We start from the raw sequence: 20113 nt of genomic DNA, 5'->3' as shown, positions 1-20113 counted from the left end.
CTTCGGATCGGGGACCGGCCGGTTCCGGGCGCGGGCGCGGTTCAAGGGGCTTCGGCGTCACCGGGGAAGGCACGCGCGACGAAGCCCGCCATGTGGTCGTGCAGGAGGCGGGCCGCGCCCTCGGCGTCGCCGGCCTGCGCACGGGCGAGGATCTCCCTGTGCTCGCGCGCCTCCCGCTCCCAGGAGGGGTTCTCCCGCCAGGCGACGGACGACACCAGCGCCGCCTGGTCGCGGACGTCGTCGAGGATCCGGGCCAGCAGCGGATTGCCGCAGGGGCCGTACAGCGCCCCGTGGAAGTCCCGGTTGGCGAGCGACCGTTCGGCCCGGTCCGCGGCGGCGTCGGCCCGCTCCAGTGCCTCGCGGGCCGCGTCGAGCGGGGCACCGCGGGCGACGGTGCGGCGCAGCGCCTGAGGTTCCAGCAGGAGGCGCACATCGTAGATCTGACGGGCCATCAGCGCATCGACCGTGCGCACGGTCACGCCCCTGTACTGACTCGACACGACCAGGCCGGTGCCCGCCAGTGTCTTGAGCGCTTCCCGCACGGGCGTCTTGGACACCCCGAACCGTGCCGCGAGTTCGGTCTCGACCAGGGCCTGGCCCGGCGCCAGCAGCCCGGTCAGGATGCCGCGCCTGATCGTCTCCAGCACCACCTGGGTGCGGGACGGGATGGGGGTGGGCGCCGCGCCGGACAGCAGGTCCATGGAGAGGTCCCGGTTCTCGTGTATCGCGTCTCATATATGACGTACGAGGTACGACCCGACCGTAGGACGGCGCCCGAGCGCCGTCAATGGGCCCGGCGGGAAACGGGGATGACGGGCCGACGGGAGAGCGCCCGGTCCGGAGGCGCGGGCCGCGCCGGCGGGGCTTCTGCGTTCGGCCTGCAGGACGCACGTATCACCGGACCGCGCCTCGGACCCCGGCCGGCGCGCCGCGCCCACCGCCCTGGCCGGCGGCGCGGGGGCCCGGCCGGCAGCCGGGCGCACACCCATGGGCGCCTCGACCGCGGCCACGTCCCCGGCGAGCCCCGCGCCCTCCGGCTCCCGCTCCGCGGGCGTGCCCGCACCCGGTGCGACGACCCTCGTCGAGGACCCGGGACACGACGTCAACACCTGAGGATGACGGCGGCCACCGGGGCGCAGCTGCACGGCTCCCCGAGGGCGCCGCAGCAGCGCGGCGAGGTCGTCTTCGACTGGCTGCGGGACACGCCGAAGGCGCGCTGAGCCGGGCGCTCAACCGCCGGCGGGCAGTGCGGCCAGCGCGTCGCGCACCGCGGCGAGGTCCGCGTCCGCGGCGAGCCCGGCGTGGTAGAGCCGCAGCTCGGTCGCGCCGAGCGCGGCGGCCCGGGCGGCGTCCGCGGCCAGGGTGTGCGGGCTGCCGCCCATGCCCGCGACGACGGGGAAGTTGGCGGCAAGGACGGTGCCGGGACGGGCGTGCGGGGCGCAGGCGGCGAGGTGGTCGGTGCCCGGCAGGACCAGGCCGTCGGCCAGGGCCAGGATGTGTGCCGGGTCCACGCCGACGTTGGCGCCGGCGCGGTGCGGATGCGGGTCCGCGTGCAGGAGGACGCGGAATCCGGGCGGGGCCGCCGCCCGCACCGCCTCCACCGCGGCCCGCTGCACGTCGCGGGCGACGCCGGTGCGCCAGTCGAGGGTCAGTGCCGCGAGGTCCGTCCCGAGCAGTTTCTCGACGTCGCCCCATTCTTCGGGGCCCGGCGCCCATCCGCCGGCCCACACGGGCTCCAGCGCCGCCCGCACCGCAGCCCGCAGCTCCCGCGGATCGGCCCCCAGGCCCGCGTAACCCGCCTCGCACACCTCGCAGAAGCACAGGGACATCAGGTACTGCGCGGCGCCGGGCAGCGGGACGCCGCCGATCTTGTCGTGCGCGTGCAGATGCGCCAGGCCGTACCAGCCGCAGCTCTCCAGTTCGGTGCCGTCGGTGCCGGGCCGCACGGCGGCCTCCGCCGCGAGCGCGACGAGGTACTCGCGCACCTCCGGCCGGGCCACGCACGGCGCCCAGGGGTAGCGGTCGCCGAAGGCGTTGCGGACCGTGATGTGCGGATGCTCCTCCCCCAGGCGGGAGTTGTGGGCCAGCACGACCCAGGAGTGCACGGGCAGCCCGGCCGCCCGCAGGGACTCGGCGGCCGCCCCGTACGCGTCGGGGCCGCCCGCCCAGTCCTGGGTGTACGGCCGCAGGGCCCGTCCCGCCCAGTGCCCCGGGTCGGGCGGGTAGAGGACGGCCGCGTGCCGGGCGGTGACGACCCGCCGGGCGGGGTGGCGCGGGGTGAGCGCCCGCGTGGAGTGGTAGGCGGAGGCCAGGGTGACCTGCCGGACACCGAGGGCGGCCAGGCGCTCGGCGGCGTCCGGGTCACCGACGACGTCCCAGGGATAGACGAAGGTGGAGGCTCTCAACTCGGCTCCCTTCTCGCGAGGTTGACTGGAGGGCGGGGCTGCCGTGCGCGGTCGGTCAGTCCTCGCCCAGCAGCGCGAGTCCGCGGTCGATGAGCTCGGCCAGTTCCTTCACGTGCGCCGGGGCGGGCTCCGACAGCGGCGGCCGCACCTCGCCCACGTCCAGGCCGCGCAGCCGTACGCCCGCCTTGACCAGGGAGACGGCGTAACCGCGGCCCTGCTGGCGCAGCTCGACCAGAGGCCGGTAGAAGCCGTCGAGGAGCCGGTTCACCGTGGTGTCGTCGCCGGTGGTCAGGGCGCGGTGGAAGGCGAGGGCGATCTCGGGGGCGAAGCAGAAGACGGCGGAGGAGTAGAGGGTGACGCCGATGCCCCGGTAGGCCAGGCCGGTGAGCTCGGCGGTCGGAAGGCCGTTGAAGTAGCGGAAGTCCCGGTCCGGCACGGAGCTGCGGACGGCGCTGACGATGCGCTGCATCAGGTCGAGGTCGCCGACGCCGTCCTTGAGGCCGATGATCCGCGGGATGCGCGCGAGTTCGACGACGGTGGCCGGGGTGAACACCGCGTTGTCGCGCTGGTAGACGATGACGTCCAGGGAGGTGCCGGCGGCCAGGGCGGCGTAGTGGCGGAGCAGTCCGGCCTGGTCGGCGACGACCAGGTAAGGGGGCATCGCGAGCAGCCCGTCGGCGCCCGCCTCCTCGGCGAGCCGGGCGAACCGCAGGGCGAGGGCGGTGCCGTAGCCGGCGCCCGCGACCACCGGCACCCGGCCCGCGCTCTCCTCCACGGCGGCCGCCACGCAGTCCCGGAACTCCTCGGGTGTCAGCGCGTGGAACTCCCCGGTGCCACAGCAGGCGAACACCGCCCCCGCGCCCGCCTCGATCCCCGCGCGCACATGCGCCCGGAAGGCCTCCAGGTCCACGGCTCCGTCCGGCGCGAAAGGCGTCACGGGAAAGAACAGCAGGCCGTCGAGGCGCGCGGCGAGTGAGACGGCTTCGGTCATCGCGTTCTCCCTGCAAGCTGGCAGCGACTGTGCGCTCATCTGATCCATGTCCATATTCATGAACGCGTTCACGCTAAAGCAGCACATATGGAGGGGTCAAGGAAGAGAGCCGCTGGTGGTGGTCTCTTGACGGGTCCCCAGGGGCTCTCTAGCGTGTCCATACATATGAATGGCGTCCACGGACGTGGACCACGGCGACCGAGGAGACCCGCGCATGCCCGCTCCCCGCACCATCCTGCTCACCGGCGCCGCGGGCGGCCTGGGCACCCTGATGCGCGAACTCCTCCCCGCCCACGGTTACGACCTGCGCCTCTTCGATGTGGCCCCCGTGCAGGGGGCGCCCGACGCCATCATCGCGGACCTCGCCGACCGGGCGGCCCTGCGCGAGGCCGTGCGCGGCGTCGACGCGATCGTGCACCTCGCGGCCATCTCCCTGGAGTCCTCCTTCGAGAAGATCCTGCACGCCAACATCGAGGGCACCTACCACCTCTACGAGGCGGCCCGCGAGGAGGGCGTCCGGCGGATCGTCTTCGCCTCCAGCAACCACGCCGTCGGCTTCACCCCCCGCCCGGTCGGGGACGACCCCCTCATCCCGGTCGACACCCCGCGGCGCCCGGACACCTTCTACGGGCTGTCCAAGGGCTTCGGCGAGGACCTCGCCCAGCTCTACTGGGACCTGCACGGGCTGGAGACGGTCTCCGTCCGCATCGGCTCCTGCTTCCGCGAGCCCACCTCCGTGCGCATGCTCTCGGTCTGGATGAGCCCGGAGGACGGCGCCCGGCTCTTCCACGCCGCCCTCACCGCCGAGGGCGTCGGCCACACCGTGGTGTACGGCAGCTCCGCCAACACCCGCCTGTGGTGGGACCTGTCCGGCGCCCGCGCCCTGGGCTACGAGCCCCGCGACGACTCCGAGCCGTACGCCGCGAAGCTCATCGCCGAGCAGGGCGAGCTCGACCCCGCCAACCCCGACCACGCCCACCTGGGCGGCCACTTCACCACGCACCCGCCGATGTGGCCGCACTGACCGCCCGGCGGTCCGCGCCGCGCGCGGACGGCCCCGCGACCCGGTGGCCCGCTCGTGGCGGGGCTCGTACCGGCCCACCCTGCCGCCACCCGGCAGACGGAACCCGGTCGCGCTCCCCCAGCGCGCGCCGGTGACCGGCCGCGTGAACCCGGCGCCCTCGCGGCCGGGTCCGCCACGGTCGTGTCGACGCCGTCGCACATCAGGCGGAGCTCCTGCGTCCCCGGGCCGTCCGTGCGACGCACCGCGATCCCGGCCGGCGGACGCCCGAAGACCAGCCGGCCGCCTCCCGTCGACGTGCGGATACTCCGGCACATCCCGGAAGGGGACGCGGCCCGCTTCCGCGTCACGGCGGTGGATGGCGCCGCGCCCACCACTGGCCACACGGCCGGAACAGGTCTCCGCGGGGTCAGCGGCCGCGCTCGGCACCGCCGTTGACCTGGTGGATCTGCGCGGTGATGTGGGCCGCTCCCGGGGAGGCCAGCCAGTGCGCGAGGGAGGCGACGTCCTGCGGGACCCCGACCCGGGCGTTCAGCGTCTGGCCGACCAGCACCGCCCGCCGCTCGTCCGTCATCCGGCCGCCGAAGAACTCGGTGTCGTCGACGAAGCCGGGAGCGATCACGTTGACCGTGACGCCCCGGCCGCCCAGTTCCGCCGCCAGGTCGTAGGCGTACGGGTGCAGGGCCGCCTTCGCGGCGCCGTAGGAACCCGAGCCGCCGCCCCGGATCGCCGCGAGGGAGCTGAGCAGCAGCACCCGGCCGTCGTCGGCGACCAGGTCGCGCAGCGCCTCGGTGAGCAGGACCGCGGTCAGGACGTTCGCCCGGAAGTTGCCCGCCCACACCTCGGCGAGGGTCTGCTCGCCCGCGCTCAGGGCGACGTTGCCGCCCGCGTTGTTGACCAGGACGTCCACCCGCCCGAAGCGTTCGGCGAGCACGTCGTGGACCCGCTCCGCCTCCGACTCGTCGGTGAGGTCCGCGGGCAGGGCCAGGGCCGTCCGGCCGCCCAGCCGCTCGACCGCGGCGTCCAGCACCTCCTTGCGGCGGCCGATCAGCACCACTTGGTCCCCGCCGCCGGCGAAGGCCTCCGCGACGGCCAGGCCGATGCCCGTTCCGCCCCCGCTGATCACCACAATGCGTGACACGTGAAAACTCCGTTCGGTAATGGAACCGTAAACCCGGAACGATCGTTAAGCGGAACATGACCGCTATGACACCCGGCTCGAATGTGCCGCTCTCCGCAGCGCGCGTGGCAGTGGAGGTCTCCGCGCCCGTGCGGCTGGACGTGTCGGGCCTGCTGATCGCCGCCAGCGGCAAGGTGCGCTCCGACGACGACTTCGTCTTCTACAACCAGCCCTCGGGCCCCGGTGTCACCCACCGGTCCGGTGGCGGTGCGTCCCCCGACGCGATCACGGTGGACACCGCGGCCGTCCCGGCGGACATCGAGAAGATCGTCGTGACGGCGAGCCCCGACGCCGCGGGGGCGACCTTCGCGGGCACCGAGCCCACCGCGACGGTCCGCGACGCGGACACCGGCGCCGTGATCGCCACCTTCACCCCGCCGCAGCTCAGCACCGAGACCGCCCTCGTCGTGGTCGAGATCTACCGCCGCGCCGGGGCCTGGAAGGCCCGCGCGGTCGGCCAGGGGTACGCCAACGGCCTGGCGGGCATCGCCACCGACTTCGGCGTCAGCGTGGACGAGGAACCCGCGGCCGCCGCCGCTCCGCAGGCACCGCAGGCACCGCCCCAGGCACCACCGGCCCCCGTCATGGCGCCCCCGCCCCCGGCGCCCTCCATGGCACCGCAGCCGCCCGCTCCCCCGGCACCCGCCGCGCCCCCCGCACCGCCCGCGGCCCCGCCCGGCAGCGGCAAGATCAATCTCGACAAGGGCCGGGTCAGCCTCCAGAAGAACCAGACCGTCTCCCTGGTCAAGGGCGGCAAGCCACTGCTGGCCTCGGTCCGCATGGGCCTGGGCTGGGAACCCGCCTACCGCGGCAAGGACATCGACCTGGACGCCTCGGTCATCGCGTACGGACCCCAGCGCAACCACATCGAGTCCTGCTACTTCGGCCGGCTCACGATCCTGGGCGGCGCGATCCAGCACTCCGGCGACAACCTCACCGGCGAGGGCGCGGGCGACGACGAGGCGATCACCGTCCACCTCGGCGGGCTGCCGCCGGAGGTCACGGGACTGGTCTTCACCGTGAACTCCTTCTCCGGCCAGAAGTTCAACCAGGTCGCCAAGGCGTACTGCCGGCTGATGGACGCCACCACCGGCGAGGAACTGGTCCGCTTCGACCTGACCGGCGCCGAGCCGCGCACGGGCGTGATGATGGCCAAGTTCATCCGCCAGTTCTCCGGCGAGTGGGAGATGACGGCACTCGGCGAGTTCGTCGACTCCCGCACCGTGAAGGGCATGGTCAAGCCGGGCGCAAAGGCACTGTGAGCACAGAGGCGCCCGGCGGACCGTGATCGGCACGGTCCGCCGGGCGCCTCGGTGCGGAGTACTCGGGGTCAGCAGGCACCGCCTCGACCCTGGCGCCGCCAGGGACCGGTGATCGCCAGCATGATGCCCGGCACCTGGATGTTGGCGAAGAGCGTCCTGCCGTCGGGCGAGAAGGTCACCCCGGTGAACTCGCTGAACTCCGGCTCCTGCGCGGTGCCGATGTTCAGTTCGTTGCGGGCGATCGGGTACGTCCGCCCGTCGCCGAGGGCGCCGAACAGATGCTGGACGCCCTCGCCGTCCTCGGCGATGACCAGACCGCCGTAGGGCGAGACCGTGATGTTGTCCGGGCCGTCGAAGGCGCCGTCCGCCGACGGGTCCGGGTTCACGCCGAGCAGGACCTTCAGGGTCAGGGTGCGGCGCTTGGGGTCGTAGAACCAGACGGCGCCGTCGTGCGCGGTGCCCGGGCTCTCCTCACGGGCGTAGGAGGAGACGATGTACACACCTCCGTCGCCCCACCACATGCCCTCCAGCTTCCGGGCGCGGGTGACCGCGCCGGCCGCGAACTGCTTGCGCACCGAGGTGACCTTGGCGTCGCGCTCCGGGACGTCCACCCAGTCCACACCGTAGACCGTGCCGATCCTGGTGGCGCGGGAGAGGTCGTCGACGAACCGGCCGCCGGAGTCGAAGCACTTGAAGGCCTGCAGCACACCGGCCGTCTCCGACAGGCCGCGCAGCTTGCCGCGGCCGTGGTGGAAACCGGCCGGCGGGGTCCAGCGGTACAGCAGGCCGTTGGGGTTCGAGGCGTCCTCGGTCAGGAAGAGGTGGCCGCGCTTGGGGTCGACGACGACCGCCTCGTGCGCGTAACGGCCCAGCGCCTTGACCGGCTTGGGATCGCGGTTGGCCCTGCGGTCGTACGGGTCGACCTCGAAGACATAGCCGTGGTCCTTCAAGAACCCGTGCGTGCCGGCCTTGTCCTCGGTCTCCTCGCAGGTCAGCCAGGTGCCCCACGGGGTACTGCCGCCCGCGCAGTTGGTGGCGGTTCCGGCCACGCCCACCCACTCCGCGACGTGGCCGCCGTGCTTGGCGACCTCGACGACGGTCACACCGCCCGCGGCACCGGAGTCGTAGACCAGGCCCTCGGCCAGCGGCACCGGGTGCGGCCAGTCCGCGCGGGCCCCGGCCAGCTCGTGGTTGTTGGCCAGCAGCGTGGCACCGCGCAGACCTTCGAAGGTGGCGGTGCCGTCGTGGTTGGAGGGGGTGGACTCGCCGGACTCCAGCGTGGTCACGCCGGTGCGGGTGATGATCCGGTACGAGAAGCCCTCGGGCAGCGCCAGAACGCCCTTCGGGTCGGGGATCAGCTCGCCGTACCCCAGCTGCCCGTGGTGCCGGGACTCCCCGGCCGCCCCGGCGGTCTCCGGCGCCCCGGCCGCAAGGGCCCCGGGGGCGGTCGCGAGAACGTCGACGGTCCCGGCCAGCGCGACGCCGGCACCCGTCATGGCAGTGCGCCTGGCGAAGTCTCTGCGAGTGAGCGGCATCGTTACTCTCCTCGGGCCCAAGGTCTCTTCTCTGCCGCCCCTCACGTTCGCGCCCCGCGGCCAACGGGAGTTGAACTGCGGGCGACGTTCCGCCGCCCATTCCCCGAGGCGTTCGGGCGCCGGCCCGCCGGGATCAGGACCCGGCGGTCCCCGAGGAGCGCGCCTTGAAGGCCGCCTTGCGCGCGTCCTTGGCCAGGCGCTTGTCCGGGTGCAGCCGGCCCATCGCCTCCAGGACGTCAGCCGTGGCGGGGTGGTCGACGCGCCAGGCCGCGGAGAAGAAGCCGTCGTGCCGGGCGACCAGGTCGGTGACGAGCTCGCGCAGCAGCTCGGGGTCGTCGTCTGCGTCGAGCTGGGCGGCGATGGTGTCGATGGTCAGCCAGAAGATCATGTCCTCGTCGGGCGCGGGCACGTCCGCGGCGTCCCGCTCCGTGAGCCACACCCGTGCCAGGCCGCCCAGTTCACGGTCGGACAGCACCTCGCGCAGGGCGGGCTCGGCCTCGTTCCCCAGCAGGCTCAGCGTCTGCTGGGCCACCAGCCGGCGGCCGGGCGCGTTGCGGTCCTCGCCGCGCGCGGCGTCCAGCAGCTCGCGGGCCGCCTCGTACGGCTTGCGCCGGGCCAGCCAGTGATCGGCCTCGCGGCGGGCGATGTGGTCCGGGTACTCGAACAGCGCCTCCAGCAGGGCCGACGCCGGCCCCTCCGCCAGCTCACCGGCGGCAGGGGCGTGCACACCGGCCTCCAGCATGCGGGCGCGCACCCCGAACACACCGAGCGGCGTCAGCCGCACCAGGCCGTACCGGGAGACCTCCTCGGGCCCGATCTCCTGCAGGTCACCGACGCCGACCGGGGCGGCGCCGGACTCCTCCTCGGACTCCGCCTCCTCGATCAGCGCCTCGTCCAGCGGCGTGTAGTCGATCAGCCCGGTGGTGGTCAGCAGCCGGAAGTGGTCGTCGAGGCGCATCATCACCTCGGTGACGTCCTCCAGCAGGTCGTCGCTGGGCTCCTCCACGTCCTCCGGGACGACGAGGGAGGCGGCCAGCACGGGCAGCGGTACGGCGTCCTGCCCCTCACCGCCGCCGTCCTCCATGGCGCCGAAGAGGTAGAGGTTGGCCAGCGCGCCGTCCAGGAACTCGGCCTCCTCCTCCGGGTCCCAGTCCAGCGTCTCCGGGTCGATCTCGCCCTCCGGGCCGAGCTCGTCCATCAGGCTCTCCAAGTCGGGCGTCGCCGCCTCGGACAGCGCCGTCTCCACCGCGGTGAGCCAGAGCTCCAGCACCTCCCGCGGGGTCCCCCCGTCCAGGCCCCGCAGCGCCTCACCGGGCACCGCGCGACCCGCCGGCTCGTCCAGCGCCGCCGCCCGCTCCGCCGCGGGGGCGTCGTCGTCCGGCTCCTCGATGTCCAGGTCCACCAAACCCGCGTCGACCGCGACACCCCACGCCTGCGCCGTCTCCGCGGGCCCGTCCGGAGTGTCCTCCAGCCCCAGCTCCCGCACCGCCCGCGCGTGGTCCTCCGCGGCCAGCTCTCCCATGGCGTCCACGAGCACGTGCGGCGCGGACCAGCGGGCCAGGCGCACCGCCCGGTCCAGCAGCGGCACGGCGAGCGCGAGCCGCGCCAGCTCGTCCTCGGGCAGCAGCCTCACGGGCGGCAGGTCGAGGCGGTCAGCGGCCATGACGGGGTCTCCAATACAGCGGTGTTCGGGGGGCGCGTTCGCGCGCAGCACCAGCCTAGACGCGTCTGCGCCCCCTGGGCGCGCTTCCCCGGTCCGTCACCCGCCGTTACCGCAACCGTCCCCTGCGGATTGACGTTCCTGACACCGTCTCACCTGCTTTTCCCCTGCGGGAGGGGCACCGGGCCCTCCCGGAGGTCGCTCTCCGCGACGGCCCGCACGGGGACCCGGCCCGGGTGGCCGCCGTCGAGGAGGCCCAGTGGGCCGACGACCGGCAACCGGCGACAGCCGCATCGCGCGGGTGCTGAGGTCGAGGCACGCTCCGGGACCTCGACGACGCGGCACGCGGCTGCCGATCCACGGCGAACTCGGCCCGGACCACGTGCTGGTGGACGCCGACGACGGCACCGCGTTCATCGCCGTCGAGGGCCTGACGCGCTTCGACGTCGAGTGGTACCCGCTGCTGGCCCGGCCGGATCCGGACCCGCGACGCGCGGTCGAACACCGGTTGCCCGCACGAGTCCCGGCGGCGGTACCGCCCCTTCCCGCAGGCCGACCCGGCCGGAGCGGGGCGCCCGGTCGGCGTGCCTGAGGACCAGGGCGGCACCCGGCCCCCCAAGGGCCGCGCCCACCACGTCGCTTGCGCGGAACCTACTGCCCCATACAGCGCGATGGCAGGCTGACGGAGTGCGGATCGAGGGATACGAGGGCGGCCCGCCGGCCGCCGGGGAACCACTGGTGGGCCTCCCGGGTTTCTGGTCGAACCACCTGCTGGGCTTGTGCGGTCACGGTGAGGACGGCGAGCGCCCGGTCCCGCAGTGGTTCGGCGACGACGGCGCCGACGTCACGCCCTGGAGGAGGTCCTCACGGCCCCCGACCGGTGGCCGGTGTTCCGGATACCGGTCGCGGGCGGCCACGCGGTCGTCATCGTCCACCGCAACTGTGCCGACGACCACGGGGTCGACCACCTGGTGACCCACCGGGACCGGCACGGCGCCCACCCCGTCGAGGAAGCCTCCGTGACGTGGTCCGGACTGGTCCGTGTCGCCGACAGCCCGGACCCCTCGGCCGAGGGCGTCCAGGACCAGGCCGCCCGCCTCCTACTGTTGCGGCCCCGGCTCGGGGGCCACGCCCTGCCCGACGATGCGGCAGGTGCGCTGGCGACGCCCTGATCGCGGTGGGCGTACCCCAGGACACCGCCCGGGTCGCGGCGCGGCACCTGCTCGACCACTCCGCGAAGGCCCCGTGGCACGACCCCGCATGGGGCTCGCCGCTCAGCGGCGGCTCGGACTCCGCCGCTTCTGTGGGACGCGGCGTCCTGGCGAGCCTGGGCATCATCCGAGCCCGGGGCCTGCCGACGAGCAGGCGGTCCGCCCAGAGACCACGTCAACCCGCCCTGACCCGACCAGCCCCCACGGACGGCGTCCCCTTCCGCCTCGGACCCGGTCCGCACCGGTCGCCCGGCCGGGCCCGTTCCTTCCGGCGGCCCGGCACTGTGACCCAGGTCTCACGATGCGCGTGCAGCACACGGGACCGCTTTCCCGTCGGAGAGGGGTGACAGGAAGGGATGGGGATGTGGACCTGGCAACCGAGCACGATGTCCGTATCGGAATCAGTGAGCCCGGGCCGGCGGAGTCGGAGTCTGAGTCGGAGTCGGAGTACGACTTCCACGACTTCGTCGTCGCCCGGTCGGCCGTGCTGTTCCGCGGGGCCCTCGTCCTGACGGGAAACCGCGAGACCGCGGAGGACCTGGTCCAGGAGACCCTGGAGCGGGCCTGCCGCAAGTGGCGCACCATCGCCGCCAAGGACGCTCCGGAGGCCTACGTGCGGCGGATCATGGTGAACCTGGTCAACGACCGGTGGCGGAGGTTCCGTCGCACGGCCCCGCACCAGGACGGCGCCGACCGTGCCGCCCCTGGGGACCAGTACGGGCAGGTGGACACGAGGGACCAACTGGTCCGGGCCCTCCAGGGTCTGCCGATGCGTATGCGAACGGTCGTGGTGCTGCGGTACTTCCACGACCTGTCGGATGACGAGATCGCGGCCGACCTGAAGATCTCACCCAGCACCGTGCGGTCCCAGCTCGCTCGCGGCATCGACAAGCTCAGAGGCCAGTTCCCCGCACTCTCCAGCCCTTCACCGCAGCAGCCCACGGAAGGAATCCGATGAGATCACGCGATTCTCAGCCGTCTGGCTGCACACTCTTCGAACAGGAACTGGTGAACGCCATGAACGACTTCGTGAACACCGCCGAGACGCCGCACTTCGACACGGCCGTCATCGAGCGCGGGGCTCGCCGCAAGCGCGCCACCGCCATCGCGGGCATCGCCACCGCCCTGGCCGTGGCCTGCGGCGCGGGCACCGCCCTGGCCGCCGGCAGCGGCTCGCACACCCCGGTGCGGACCGCGGCCGAGAGCACCGGCGCCGACAGCACCACCTTCCTCGTCCGCACCAGCGACGGCAGGACCGCCAAGGAGCAACTGGCCGGCGCGAGCGCGGCGAGGGCCAGGGTGGCGCTGGTCCGTTTCCACCTCACGCCCACCTTCACCCGGGTCCGGATGTCCGACTGCAAGAAGCAGCAGGACGCGGTGGTCGCGGTGTCGCCGCATGCCCCGACGGTCGTCCACGCCGGTGACACGGTCCTCGTGACCACCTGCTACCGCTGACCCCGGCGGAACCGGCCTGACCGGACAGAGGCGGCACAGAGGGTGGTGGCCCCGTCGGAACCGGGGCCACCACCCCCCGCATTCCACCACGCGTCCGCCCCTGGGCGATGCGCGTCCGTGCCGATCACCCGGACCGGCCGTTGAGCAGGTCCGCCCCGCAGCCGGCCGCTACGTATCCCGCCTGAAGGCCCTCTTCCTCGGATCTCGCGCACGCCGCGCACTGGCGAGCAGTTGCGCGGGCAAGGGGCAGCCACCGAGCCCGAAGTGGCCCGGTCGGGGCGGAGCGCCGTTCACGGAGGCGGTCCGCTCCTTGGGAACCCGCTTCATCGCCCGGGGCTTCGGTGCCCCGCCCTGCCTCACGATCACCCGGCGCGCGGACCGCAGCAGCTCGGGACGGCTTGAATTCGTCCATAGGTTCGAGTGCCGCCGCGCCGCCCCGGTGATCCCGTCGGGTCATCCGCCGCCCGTCCCGCCGGTGCGGGCCGCGTGACGCCACATGGCGCGGGCGGTGGCCCGGGCCCGTGCCGCCACGTCGCAGGCAGCCCGGACCCGGCCATCCCCCGAGAACGGGACCGCGAGGCGGCCACGCGCGGCACCGCCCACCGGGCCTGTCCGGCGGGCCGCGTCACCGACCCCGCACCCCACAGGGTTGTCACCCGAATGGCGCAACATGGCGCGCCACCCACATGGGTGAAGATCAAGCTGAGGGTGTCCCATCCGAGGCAATGCGTGAAAGGCGAACCACATGCGCATTCGACGAATCCTCACCGCCGTCATCGCCACGGCCGCCCTCGCCGGACTCGGCCTCACAGGTGCCGCCACCGCCACCGCCGCCACCCACGCCGCCCCCACCGTGGGTGAGTGCGAGAAGGGCGGCGGAACAGTCGATTGGGCGACCTGGACCTGCAAGGGCGGAACGTACGACGGGCAGAAGATCGACTGACCCCCCTCGCAAAGCGCCCCGCAGCCACGCGCCGCGGGGCGCTCCCGCGCGAGCGCAGCCGGGAGAGTCGCAGGGACTGCGCCGACCCGTCGGGCATGCAACCCGGGGGAACGGGGCCGGTGACTGCGGCACGCGCCCTCCCGGGCCGTCCGGCGTGTGGAAGGGCGCTCCGCGACGACCGACGTCGACAAGTGCCGACAGCTCGGCAGCAGGTCAGCCCGGCCGTCAGTTGTGGCTGTGCAGGACCGCGTTCAGGCCGCCCCAGGAGCCCTTGCGCTGAAGGACCTCGACGGTGCCGGTGGTGGAGTTGCGGCGGAAGAGGAGGTTGTCCGCGCCGGACAGTTCCGAGGCCTTGACGATGGTGGCGTCGGGCAGGGTGACCCGGGTGCCCGCGGTGATGTAGAGGCCGGCCTCGACGACGCAGTCGTCGCCGAGGGAGATGCCGATACCCGCCTCGGCACCGAGGAGGCAGCGCTCGCCGATGGAGATGATCTGCTTGCCGCCGCCGGACAGGGTGCCCATGATCGAGGCGCCGCCGCCGATGTCGGAGCCGTCGCCGACGACGACGCCCTGGCTGATGCGCCCCTCGACCATGGAGGTGCCGAGCGTGCCGGCGTTGAAGTTGCAGAAGCCCTCGTGCATCACGGTCGTGCCGGAGGCGAGGTGCGCGCCGAGGCGCACGCGGTCGGCGTCGGCGATGCGGACGCCGGAGGGGATGACGTAGTCGGTCATCCGCGGGAACTTGTCGACACCGTAGACGGACAGGTGCAGCCCCTCGGCGCGGGCGGCGAGGCGGGCGCGCTCGATGTTGCCGGCCGGGACGGGCCCCAGCGACGTCCACACGACGTTGGCGAGCAGCCCGAAGATGCCGTCCAGGTTCTGGCCGTTGGGCGTCACCAGGCGGTGGCTGAGCAGGTGCAGGCGCAGGTACGCGTCGTGGGCGTCCAGCGGCTTGTCCTCGGTCGACGCGATCACCGTGCGGACCGCGACGACCTCGACGCCACGGCGCGGGTCGGGTCCGAGCGCCTTCGGGGCGTTCTCGCCCAGCAGTTCGGCCGCCTGCTCGGCACTGAGCCGCTCCGTCCCCGCGGGGCCGGGCGCCGTCATGAGCTCGGGCGCGGGGAACCAGGTGTCGAGAACGGTCCCGTCGTCGGCGATCGTGGCGAGGCCTGCGGCAACGGCACCGGTGGCGCGGGAGATGGCGGTCGAGTCAGTCATGCGTCGAACGCTAGTCGCTGGTCCCCCCGCCTGCCCAACCGGCCCGCCATCCGGACCGGTCGGAGCGGGCCGGGCCGCCGGAGCCCGGCGCCCTGCCCGATCAGGACTGCGTCGTCGCCGTGACCGCGTCGGGCTCCGCGGCGGCGGCCCGCTCGCCCGGCATCCGGTGGGCGGCGTAGACGACGAGACCGGCGGCGATGCCGAGCACGGCGCACAGCGGCCACAGGGCGCCGGGCGCCTTCTCGTACAGGACGCCGCCCAGTGGGGCGGCCAGGACGACGCCGCTGATGGAGGCGCCGGCGTACATGCTCTGGAAGCGGCCCTGCAGGTGGTCGGGGGCGTTGTCGGCGACGTACGCGGTGGAGGGCGACTTGTAGAGGATGTCGCCGACGGTGAGCAGGATCATCATCACGACCCCGATGGCGATGTACCAGCGGCCGGCCGAGAGCACGCCGAATCCGGCGCCCACGAGCACCATGCCGAGGGCGATGATCGGCAGCGGCGCCCGGCGGCGCAGCGCGACGGTGACGGGCAGCTCGAAGAGGATGACCAGGCCGCCGTTGATGGCGATGAGCGCGCCGTAAACCCCGGTGCCGATGCCGTGGTCGGACAGGAACACCGGCAGGGTGGAGTACTGCTGGCGGTAGATGGTGTCGGCGACCAGGATCGCGACGAGCAGCAGGAGCACCGCGGGCTTGGCGCGCAGCGCCGCCCACAGGCCGGGGGCGTCGGCGGGGGGCCTGCTCTTCGCCCGGTGGTTGCCGTTGGCGGGCAGGATGAAATGCGCGTAGACACCGAACGCCAGCATGCCGAGGCCGTCGGCGACGAAGAGCCAGCCGTACGAGGTGGTGGCGGCGATCAGCGCGCCGAGCGGGGGGCCGACGGTGACGCCGAGGTTGGCCATGAAGCGCAGCAGGGCGAAACCCTGCCTCCGGGAGCCCTCGGGGACGGAGAAGGCGATGAGCGCCGAGTTGGAGGCGCGGGTGACGCCGGTGCCGTACTGGGCCAGCGGGAAGACGATCGCGAGGGCGCCGGTCGGGATCACGGGCAGCGCGGCGAGGCCGAGACCGGACACGACCATGCCGGTGATCAGCGTGCGCCGGTGGCCGAAGCGGTCGCCGAACCAGCCGCCGCTGAAATTGCCCGCCACCATGCCGATGCCTCCGGCGCCGGCGATCAGGCCGGCCTGGGAGGTGCTGAGTCCGCGGGGGCCCGTCAGGTAGACGAAGAGGTAGACGAAGGTGAAACTCACCGCCGCGACGAAGAACATTCCGGTCGCGAGGAGCCACACCACCTTCGGTATGTCCTTCATCGCCTGTTTCATACTGTCCTCCGATCGACGCTCTACAAGAATCGATCACCTGAAGACACGAATGCCGCGGGGGGCGGTGCCGGATCAGGTCGCGTCCGGTATAGGTCAGCGGGTCCGATCCGGTGCGCCGATGACCCGTGCGAAGATCGCACGCGCCTCCTCGCGGTCGATGTCCCGGCCGGTGAGCAGGGCCTGGAGGCACATCCCGTCGACGAGCGCGGCCAGCGCGCGGGCGGTGACGGGGTCGGTCCTGCGGGCCAGGAGGCCGGCCATGCGGTCCACCCACTCCGCGGCGACCGGGCGTACCGCCTCGTGGCGGAGTGCGGCGAGGTAGAGCTCGTACTCCAGTTGCGCACGGGGGCGGTCCCGGGTGACCGCCTCCTCGGCGAACCGGGCCAGCTCCGCGGCCAGGTCGCCGTCGGGGCCGGAGAACAGGGCGCGCTCCTCGGCCTCCCGGAAGTACGTCTCGTTGCACTGCGCCAGCGCTGCCACCAGCAGGTCGTCGAGGGTGGCGAAGTGGTACGTGGTCGAGCCGAGCGGCACATCGGCCTCGGCGGCCACCGCGCGGTGGCCGAGCCCCGCGATGCCGCGGTCGCCGACCACCCGGATCGCGGCGTCGATGATGCGCTGGCGGCGGTCGGGGTCGTACCGGCGGACCATCAGTGGCCGCCGCCGAGGTTGAGCACCACGACTCCGGCGATGACCAGGACGACCCCTGTCAGCTTGGCCGCGGTCGCGGCCTCCCCGAGGAAGACCATGCCGATGCCGGCGATGGCCGCGGTGCCGACCCCGGACCAGATGGCGTAGGCGGTGCCGACGGAGAGGGTCTTGAGGGTCTGCGCCAGGAACGCGAAGGCGATGAGGTAGCCGACGGCCGTGCCCAGCGACGGCCACAGCCTGGTGAAGCCGTCGCTGTACTTCATCGAGGTCGTCCCGAGCACTTCGGCGAGGATCGCGCCGCCCAGCAATGCGTATGCCATGTGTACGAGCGTACACATCGATGCGTACGCCCGTACATACGACGGCGGGGCGCCACTCCGAGGAGTGGCGCCCCGCCGTCGCGGTCCCGCGCGGGTCAGACGTTGAAGCCGAGCGCGCGCAGCTGCTCGCGGCCGTCGTCGGTGATCTTGTCGGGGCCCCACGGCGGCATCCAGACCCAGTTGATCTTGAGGTCGTTGACGATGCCCTCGGTGGCCGACTTGGCCTGGTCCTCGATGACGTCGGTCAGCGGGCAGGCCGCGGACGTGAGCGTCATGTCGAGGGTGACGACGTTGGTGTCGTCGATGTGGATGCCGTAGATCAGCCCGAGGTTGACGACGTCGATGCCCAGCTCGGGGTCGACGACGTCGTAGAGGGCCTCGCGGATCTCCTCCTCGCTCGCCGGCTTCGTGGTCATGACTTCTGCGTTGTCGCTCATGCGGACTCCCTCGCCGCGCCATCGCCCAGAGCCTGGGCGGTGGCGTCCTTCCACGCCATCCAGCTCAGCAGGGCGCACTTCACGCGCGCCGGGTACTTGGAGACGCCGGCGAACGCGACCGCGTCCTCCAGAACGTCCTCCATCGCGTCGTCGGGCTCCAGCTTGCCCTTGGACTGCATCAGCTCCAGGAAGACCTCCTGGACCTTCACCGCCTCGTCGACCTGCCGGCCGACCAGGAGTTCGTTGAGCACGGAGGCGCTGGCCTGGCTGATGGAGCAGCCCTGGCCCTCGTAGCTGATGTCCTGGATGGACGTGCCGTCCAGCCGCACGCGCAGCGTGATCTCGTCGCCGCACGTCGGATTGACGTGGTGCACCTCGACATCGCCGTCGCGCAGGCCCCGTCCGTGCGGGTTCTTGTAGTGGTCCAGGATGACTTCCTGGTACATCGAATCCAGCTTCACAGGCTCGCCGTCCGTCCTCAGCCGAAGAAGTTCCGTACGTGCTCCAGGCCCTCGACCAGCGCGTCGACCTCGGCCGGGGTGGAGTACAGATAGAACGACGCTCGCGTGGTCGCGGGAATTCCGTACCGCAGGCAGACCGGCCGCGCGCAGTGGTGTCCGACGCGCACGGCGATGCCGTGCTCGTCCAGGACCTGGCCCACGTCGTGCGGGTGGATGTCACCCAGGGTGAAGGAGATCGCGGAGCCGCGGCCCTCGGGGGTGTCCGGGCCGATGATCTTCAGCTCGGGCACCTCCTTCAGCCGGCGCAGCGCGTACGCGGTGAGGGCGTGCTCGTGCGCCTCGACCTTGTCCATGCCCAGGGCCGACAGGTAGTCCACGGCCGCGCCGAGGCCGATCGCCTGGGCGATCGGGGGCGTGCCCGCCTCGAACTTGTGCGGCGCGGGCGCGTAGGTCGACGAGTGCATCGACACGGTCTCGATCATCTCGCCGCCGCCCAGGAACGGCGGGAGGTCCTCCAGCAGCTCCTGGCGGCCCCACAGCACGCCGATGCCGGTCGGGCCGAGCATCTTGTGACCGGTGAAGGCCACGAAGTCGGCCTGGAGCGCCTGCACGTCCAGCACCATGTGCGGCGCGGCCTGCGAGGCGTCGATCAGCACCAGGGCGCCGACCTCCTGGGCGCGGCGCACGATCGCCTCGACCGGGTTGATCGTGCCCAGGATGTTGGAGACCAGCACGAAGGAGACGATCTTCGTTTTCTCGGTGATGACCTGCTCGATGGTGCTCAGGTCGAGCCGGCCGTCGTCGGTCAGCCCGAACCACTTCAGCTGCGCACCGGTGCGCTGCGAGAGCAGCTGCCACGGGACGATGTTGGAGTGGTGCTCCATCTCCGTGATGACGATCTCGGTGTCGCGGTCCACGCGGTAGGGCTCGTCGGCCCAGCCCAGCATGTTGGCGACCAGGTTCAGCGACTCCGAGGCGTTCTTGGTGAATATGACCTCGTCGCGGCTGGGAGCGTTGATGAAGGCGGCGATCTTGTCGCGGGCACCCTCGTACAGCGCCGTGGCCTCCTCGGCGAGCGTGTGCACGCCACGGTGGACATTGGCGTTGTAGCGCTCGTAGTACTCGCTCAGGGCGTCCAGGACCTGGCGCGGCTTCTGGGAGGTCGCCGCGTTGTCCAGGTAGACGAGCTTCTTGCTCTCGTGGACGAGCCGGTCGAGCACCGGGAAGTCCTTGCGGATGGCCTCGGTGTCGAGCAGGCCCGGCAGCTGCGGTGTCACGCGGATACGCCTCCCTTCGTGTAGGCCTCGTAGCCCTCGGCCTCCAGCTTGTCCGCCAGCTCGGGGCCACCGGACTCGGCGATCCGGCCCGCGGCGAAGACGTGGACGTAGTCGGGCTTGATGTAGCGCAGGATGCGCGTGTAGTGGGTGATCAGCAGCGTGCCGACCTCACCGCTCTCGCGCACGCGGTTGACGCCCTCGGAGACGACGCGCAGGGCGTCGACGTCCAGGCCGGAGTCGGTCTCGTCCAGGATCGCGATCTTCGGCTTGAGCAGTTCGAGCTGGAGGATCTCGTGGCGCTTCTTCTCACCGCCGGAGAAGCCCTCGTTGACGTTGCGCTCGGCGAAGGCGGGGTCCATGTGCAGGCGCTCCATGGCCTCCTTGACCTCCTTCACCCAGGTGCGCAGCTTGGGGGCCTCGCCGCGGATGGCGGTGGCCGAGGTGCGCAGGAAGTTGGAGACCGAGACGCCGGGCACCTCGACGGGGTACTGCATGGCGAGGAAGACGCCCGCGCGGGCCCGCTGGTCGACGGACATGGCCAGCACGTCCTCGCCGTCGAGGGTGACGGTGCCACCGGTGACGGTGTACTTCGGGTGCCCGGCCAGCGAGTAGGCGAGGGTCGACTTGCCGGAGCCGTTGGGGCCCATGATGGCGTGCGTCTCGCCCTGCTTCACGGTCAGGTCGACGCCGCGGAGGATCTCGCGCGGACCGCCCTCGGCCTCGACGGAAACGTGCAGGTCGTGGATCTCAAGCGTTGCCATGGGT

General features: G+C 72.7%; 22 protein-coding genes. 8 read left to right on the top strand and 14 right to left on the bottom strand.

Annotated features, from left to right (window positions below):
* Positions 1 to 41 precede the first annotated feature (41 nt).
* On the bottom strand, positions 42 to 701 hold the full coding sequence (locus tag PV364_RS18870) for a GntR family transcriptional regulator (RefSeq protein ID WP_319661228.1): 660 nt from the start codon (positions 699 to 701) through the stop codon (positions 42 to 44).
* A 286-nt stretch (positions 702 to 987) separates the two neighbouring features.
* Between PV364_RS18870 and PV364_RS18865 the strand changes: the two genes are divergently transcribed.
* Entirely contained in the window at positions 988 to 1113 is a 126-nt protein-coding gene (locus tag PV364_RS18865) for a hypothetical protein (protein WP_319661227.1), read from the top strand.
* A gap of 116 nt (positions 1114 to 1229) precedes the next feature.
* Here PV364_RS18865 and PV364_RS18860 read toward each other — a convergent pair whose 3' ends face one another.
* Both PV364_RS18860 and PV364_RS18855 read right to left on the bottom strand, forming a co-directional pair.
* Positions 1230 to 2405, bottom strand: coding sequence for a hypothetical protein (locus tag PV364_RS18860; RefSeq protein WP_319661225.1), 1176 nt, complete (start codon positions 2403 to 2405; stop codon positions 1230 to 1232).
* Positions 2406 to 2460: 55 nt separating this feature from the next.
* A complete protein-coding gene (locus PV364_RS18855) occupies positions 2461 to 3396 on the bottom strand; it encodes a 5-dehydro-4-deoxyglucarate dehydratase (RefSeq protein ID WP_319661224.1) in 936 nt (311 codons plus the stop codon).
* A 214-nt stretch (positions 3397 to 3610) separates the two neighbouring features.
* Here PV364_RS18855 and PV364_RS18850 point away from each other — a divergent pair, with 214 nt between their 5' ends.
* Entirely contained in the window at positions 3611 to 4420 is an 810-nt protein-coding gene (locus PV364_RS18850; RefSeq protein WP_319661223.1) for an NAD(P)-dependent oxidoreductase, read from the top strand.
* 406 nt (positions 4421 to 4826) lie between these two features.
* Here PV364_RS18850 and PV364_RS18845 read toward each other — a convergent pair whose 3' ends face one another.
* Positions 4827 to 5558 carry an SDR family oxidoreductase gene (locus tag PV364_RS18845; protein ID WP_319661222.1) on the bottom strand — a complete coding sequence of 244 codons (732 nt, stop codon included), beginning with the start codon at positions 5556 to 5558 and terminating at the stop codon, positions 4827 to 4829.
* 56 nt (positions 5559 to 5614) lie between these two features.
* On the opposite strand from PV364_RS18845, the gene PV364_RS18840 reads away from it, so the two are divergent.
* The gene (locus tag PV364_RS18840; protein ID WP_319661221.1) at positions 5615 to 6859 is read left to right on the top strand and encodes a TerD family protein; all 1245 of its coding nucleotides are present in this window, start codon (positions 5615 to 5617) and stop codon (positions 6857 to 6859) included.
* Between the two features lie 68 nt (positions 6860 to 6927).
* Here PV364_RS18840 and PV364_RS18835 read toward each other — a convergent pair whose 3' ends face one another.
* Positions 6928 to 8394 (bottom strand): alkaline phosphatase PhoX, encoded by a 1467-nt coding sequence (locus tag PV364_RS18835; RefSeq protein ID WP_319661220.1) that lies wholly within the window; start codon positions 8392 to 8394, stop codon positions 6928 to 6930.
* A gap of 133 nt (positions 8395 to 8527) precedes the next feature.
* Positions 8528 to 10057, bottom strand: coding sequence for a hypothetical protein (locus PV364_RS18830; RefSeq protein ID WP_319661219.1), 1530 nt, complete (start codon positions 10055 to 10057; stop codon positions 8528 to 8530).
* A 256-nt stretch (positions 10058 to 10313) separates the two neighbouring features.
* On the opposite strand from PV364_RS18830, the gene PV364_RS41280 reads away from it, so the two are divergent.
* The 5 genes from PV364_RS41280 (at position 10314) to PV364_RS18805 (ending at position 13663) form a co-directional block, all read left to right on the top strand.
* Entirely contained in the window at positions 10314 to 10646 is a 333-nt protein-coding gene (locus PV364_RS41280) for a hypothetical protein (RefSeq protein ID WP_415924573.1), read from the top strand.
* Positions 10647 to 10941: 295 nt separating this feature from the next.
* Complete coding sequence (locus PV364_RS18820; protein ID WP_319661218.1) at positions 10942 to 11226, top strand: hypothetical protein; 285 nt, start codon at positions 10942 to 10944, stop codon at positions 11224 to 11226.
* Positions 11227 to 11659: 433 nt separating this feature from the next.
* Positions 11660 to 12223, top strand: coding sequence for a SigE family RNA polymerase sigma factor (locus PV364_RS18815; RefSeq protein ID WP_319661314.1), 564 nt, complete (start codon positions 11660 to 11662; stop codon positions 12221 to 12223).
* 59 nt (positions 12224 to 12282) lie between these two features.
* A complete protein-coding gene (locus tag PV364_RS18810) occupies positions 12283 to 12720 on the top strand; it encodes a hypothetical protein (RefSeq protein WP_319661217.1) in 438 nt (145 codons plus the stop codon).
* 745 nt (positions 12721 to 13465) lie between these two features.
* Positions 13466 to 13663, top strand: a complete 198-nt coding sequence (locus PV364_RS18805) for a hypothetical protein (protein WP_319661216.1) — start codon at positions 13466 to 13468, stop codon at positions 13661 to 13663.
* Between the two features lie 225 nt (positions 13664 to 13888).
* Here PV364_RS18805 and dapD read toward each other — a convergent pair whose 3' ends face one another.
* The 8 genes from dapD to sufC all read right to left on the bottom strand — a co-directional run bounded on the left by dapD (position 13889) and on the right by sufC (position 20109).
* Entirely contained in the window at positions 13889 to 14881 is a 993-nt protein-coding gene (gene dapD / locus PV364_RS18800; protein WP_319661214.1) for a 2,3,4,5-tetrahydropyridine-2,6-dicarboxylate N-succinyltransferase, read from the bottom strand.
* Between the two features lie 100 nt (positions 14882 to 14981).
* Positions 14982 to 16193 carry an MFS transporter gene (locus tag PV364_RS18795; protein ID WP_319661213.1) on the bottom strand — a complete coding sequence of 404 codons (1212 nt, stop codon included), beginning with the start codon at positions 16191 to 16193 and terminating at the stop codon, positions 14982 to 14984.
* Between the two features lie 105 nt (positions 16194 to 16298).
* The gene (locus PV364_RS18790) at positions 16299 to 16853 is read right to left on the bottom strand and encodes a TetR/AcrR family transcriptional regulator (RefSeq protein WP_319661212.1); all 555 of its coding nucleotides are present in this window, start codon (positions 16851 to 16853) and stop codon (positions 16299 to 16301) included.
* On the bottom strand, positions 16853 to 17173 hold the full coding sequence (locus tag PV364_RS18785) for a multidrug efflux SMR transporter (RefSeq protein ID WP_319661211.1): 321 nt from the start codon (positions 17171 to 17173) through the stop codon (positions 16853 to 16855). The genes PV364_RS18790 and PV364_RS18785 overlap by 1 nt, the downstream gene beginning before the upstream one ends.
* A 95-nt stretch (positions 17174 to 17268) precedes the next feature.
* Complete coding sequence (locus PV364_RS18780; protein WP_319661210.1) at positions 17269 to 17610, bottom strand: metal-sulfur cluster assembly factor; 342 nt, start codon at positions 17608 to 17610, stop codon at positions 17269 to 17271.
* Complete coding sequence (sufU, locus tag PV364_RS18775; RefSeq protein WP_319661209.1) at positions 17607 to 18071, bottom strand: Fe-S cluster assembly sulfur transfer protein SufU; 465 nt, start codon at positions 18069 to 18071, stop codon at positions 17607 to 17609. The genes PV364_RS18780 and sufU overlap by 4 nt, the downstream gene beginning before the upstream one ends.
* Before the next feature lie 17 nt (positions 18072 to 18088).
* Positions 18089 to 19348: a cysteine desulfurase gene (locus tag PV364_RS18770; protein ID WP_319661208.1), complete on the bottom strand. Its 1260-nt coding sequence runs from the start codon at positions 19346 to 19348 to the stop codon at positions 18089 to 18091.
* On the bottom strand, positions 19345 to 20109 hold the full coding sequence (gene sufC / locus PV364_RS18765; protein WP_319661207.1) for a Fe-S cluster assembly ATPase SufC: 765 nt from the start codon (positions 20107 to 20109) through the stop codon (positions 19345 to 19347). Before sufC ends, PV364_RS18770 begins: the two co-directional genes overlap by 4 nt.
* Positions 20110 to 20113: the final 4 nt, after the last annotated feature.

This window comes from Streptomyces sp. MI02-7b (assembly GCF_033793585.1).
Lineage (GTDB): Bacteria > Actinomycetota > Actinomycetes > Streptomycetales > Streptomycetaceae > Actinacidiphila.
This window is presented reverse-complemented; position numbering and strand designations above follow the sequence as displayed.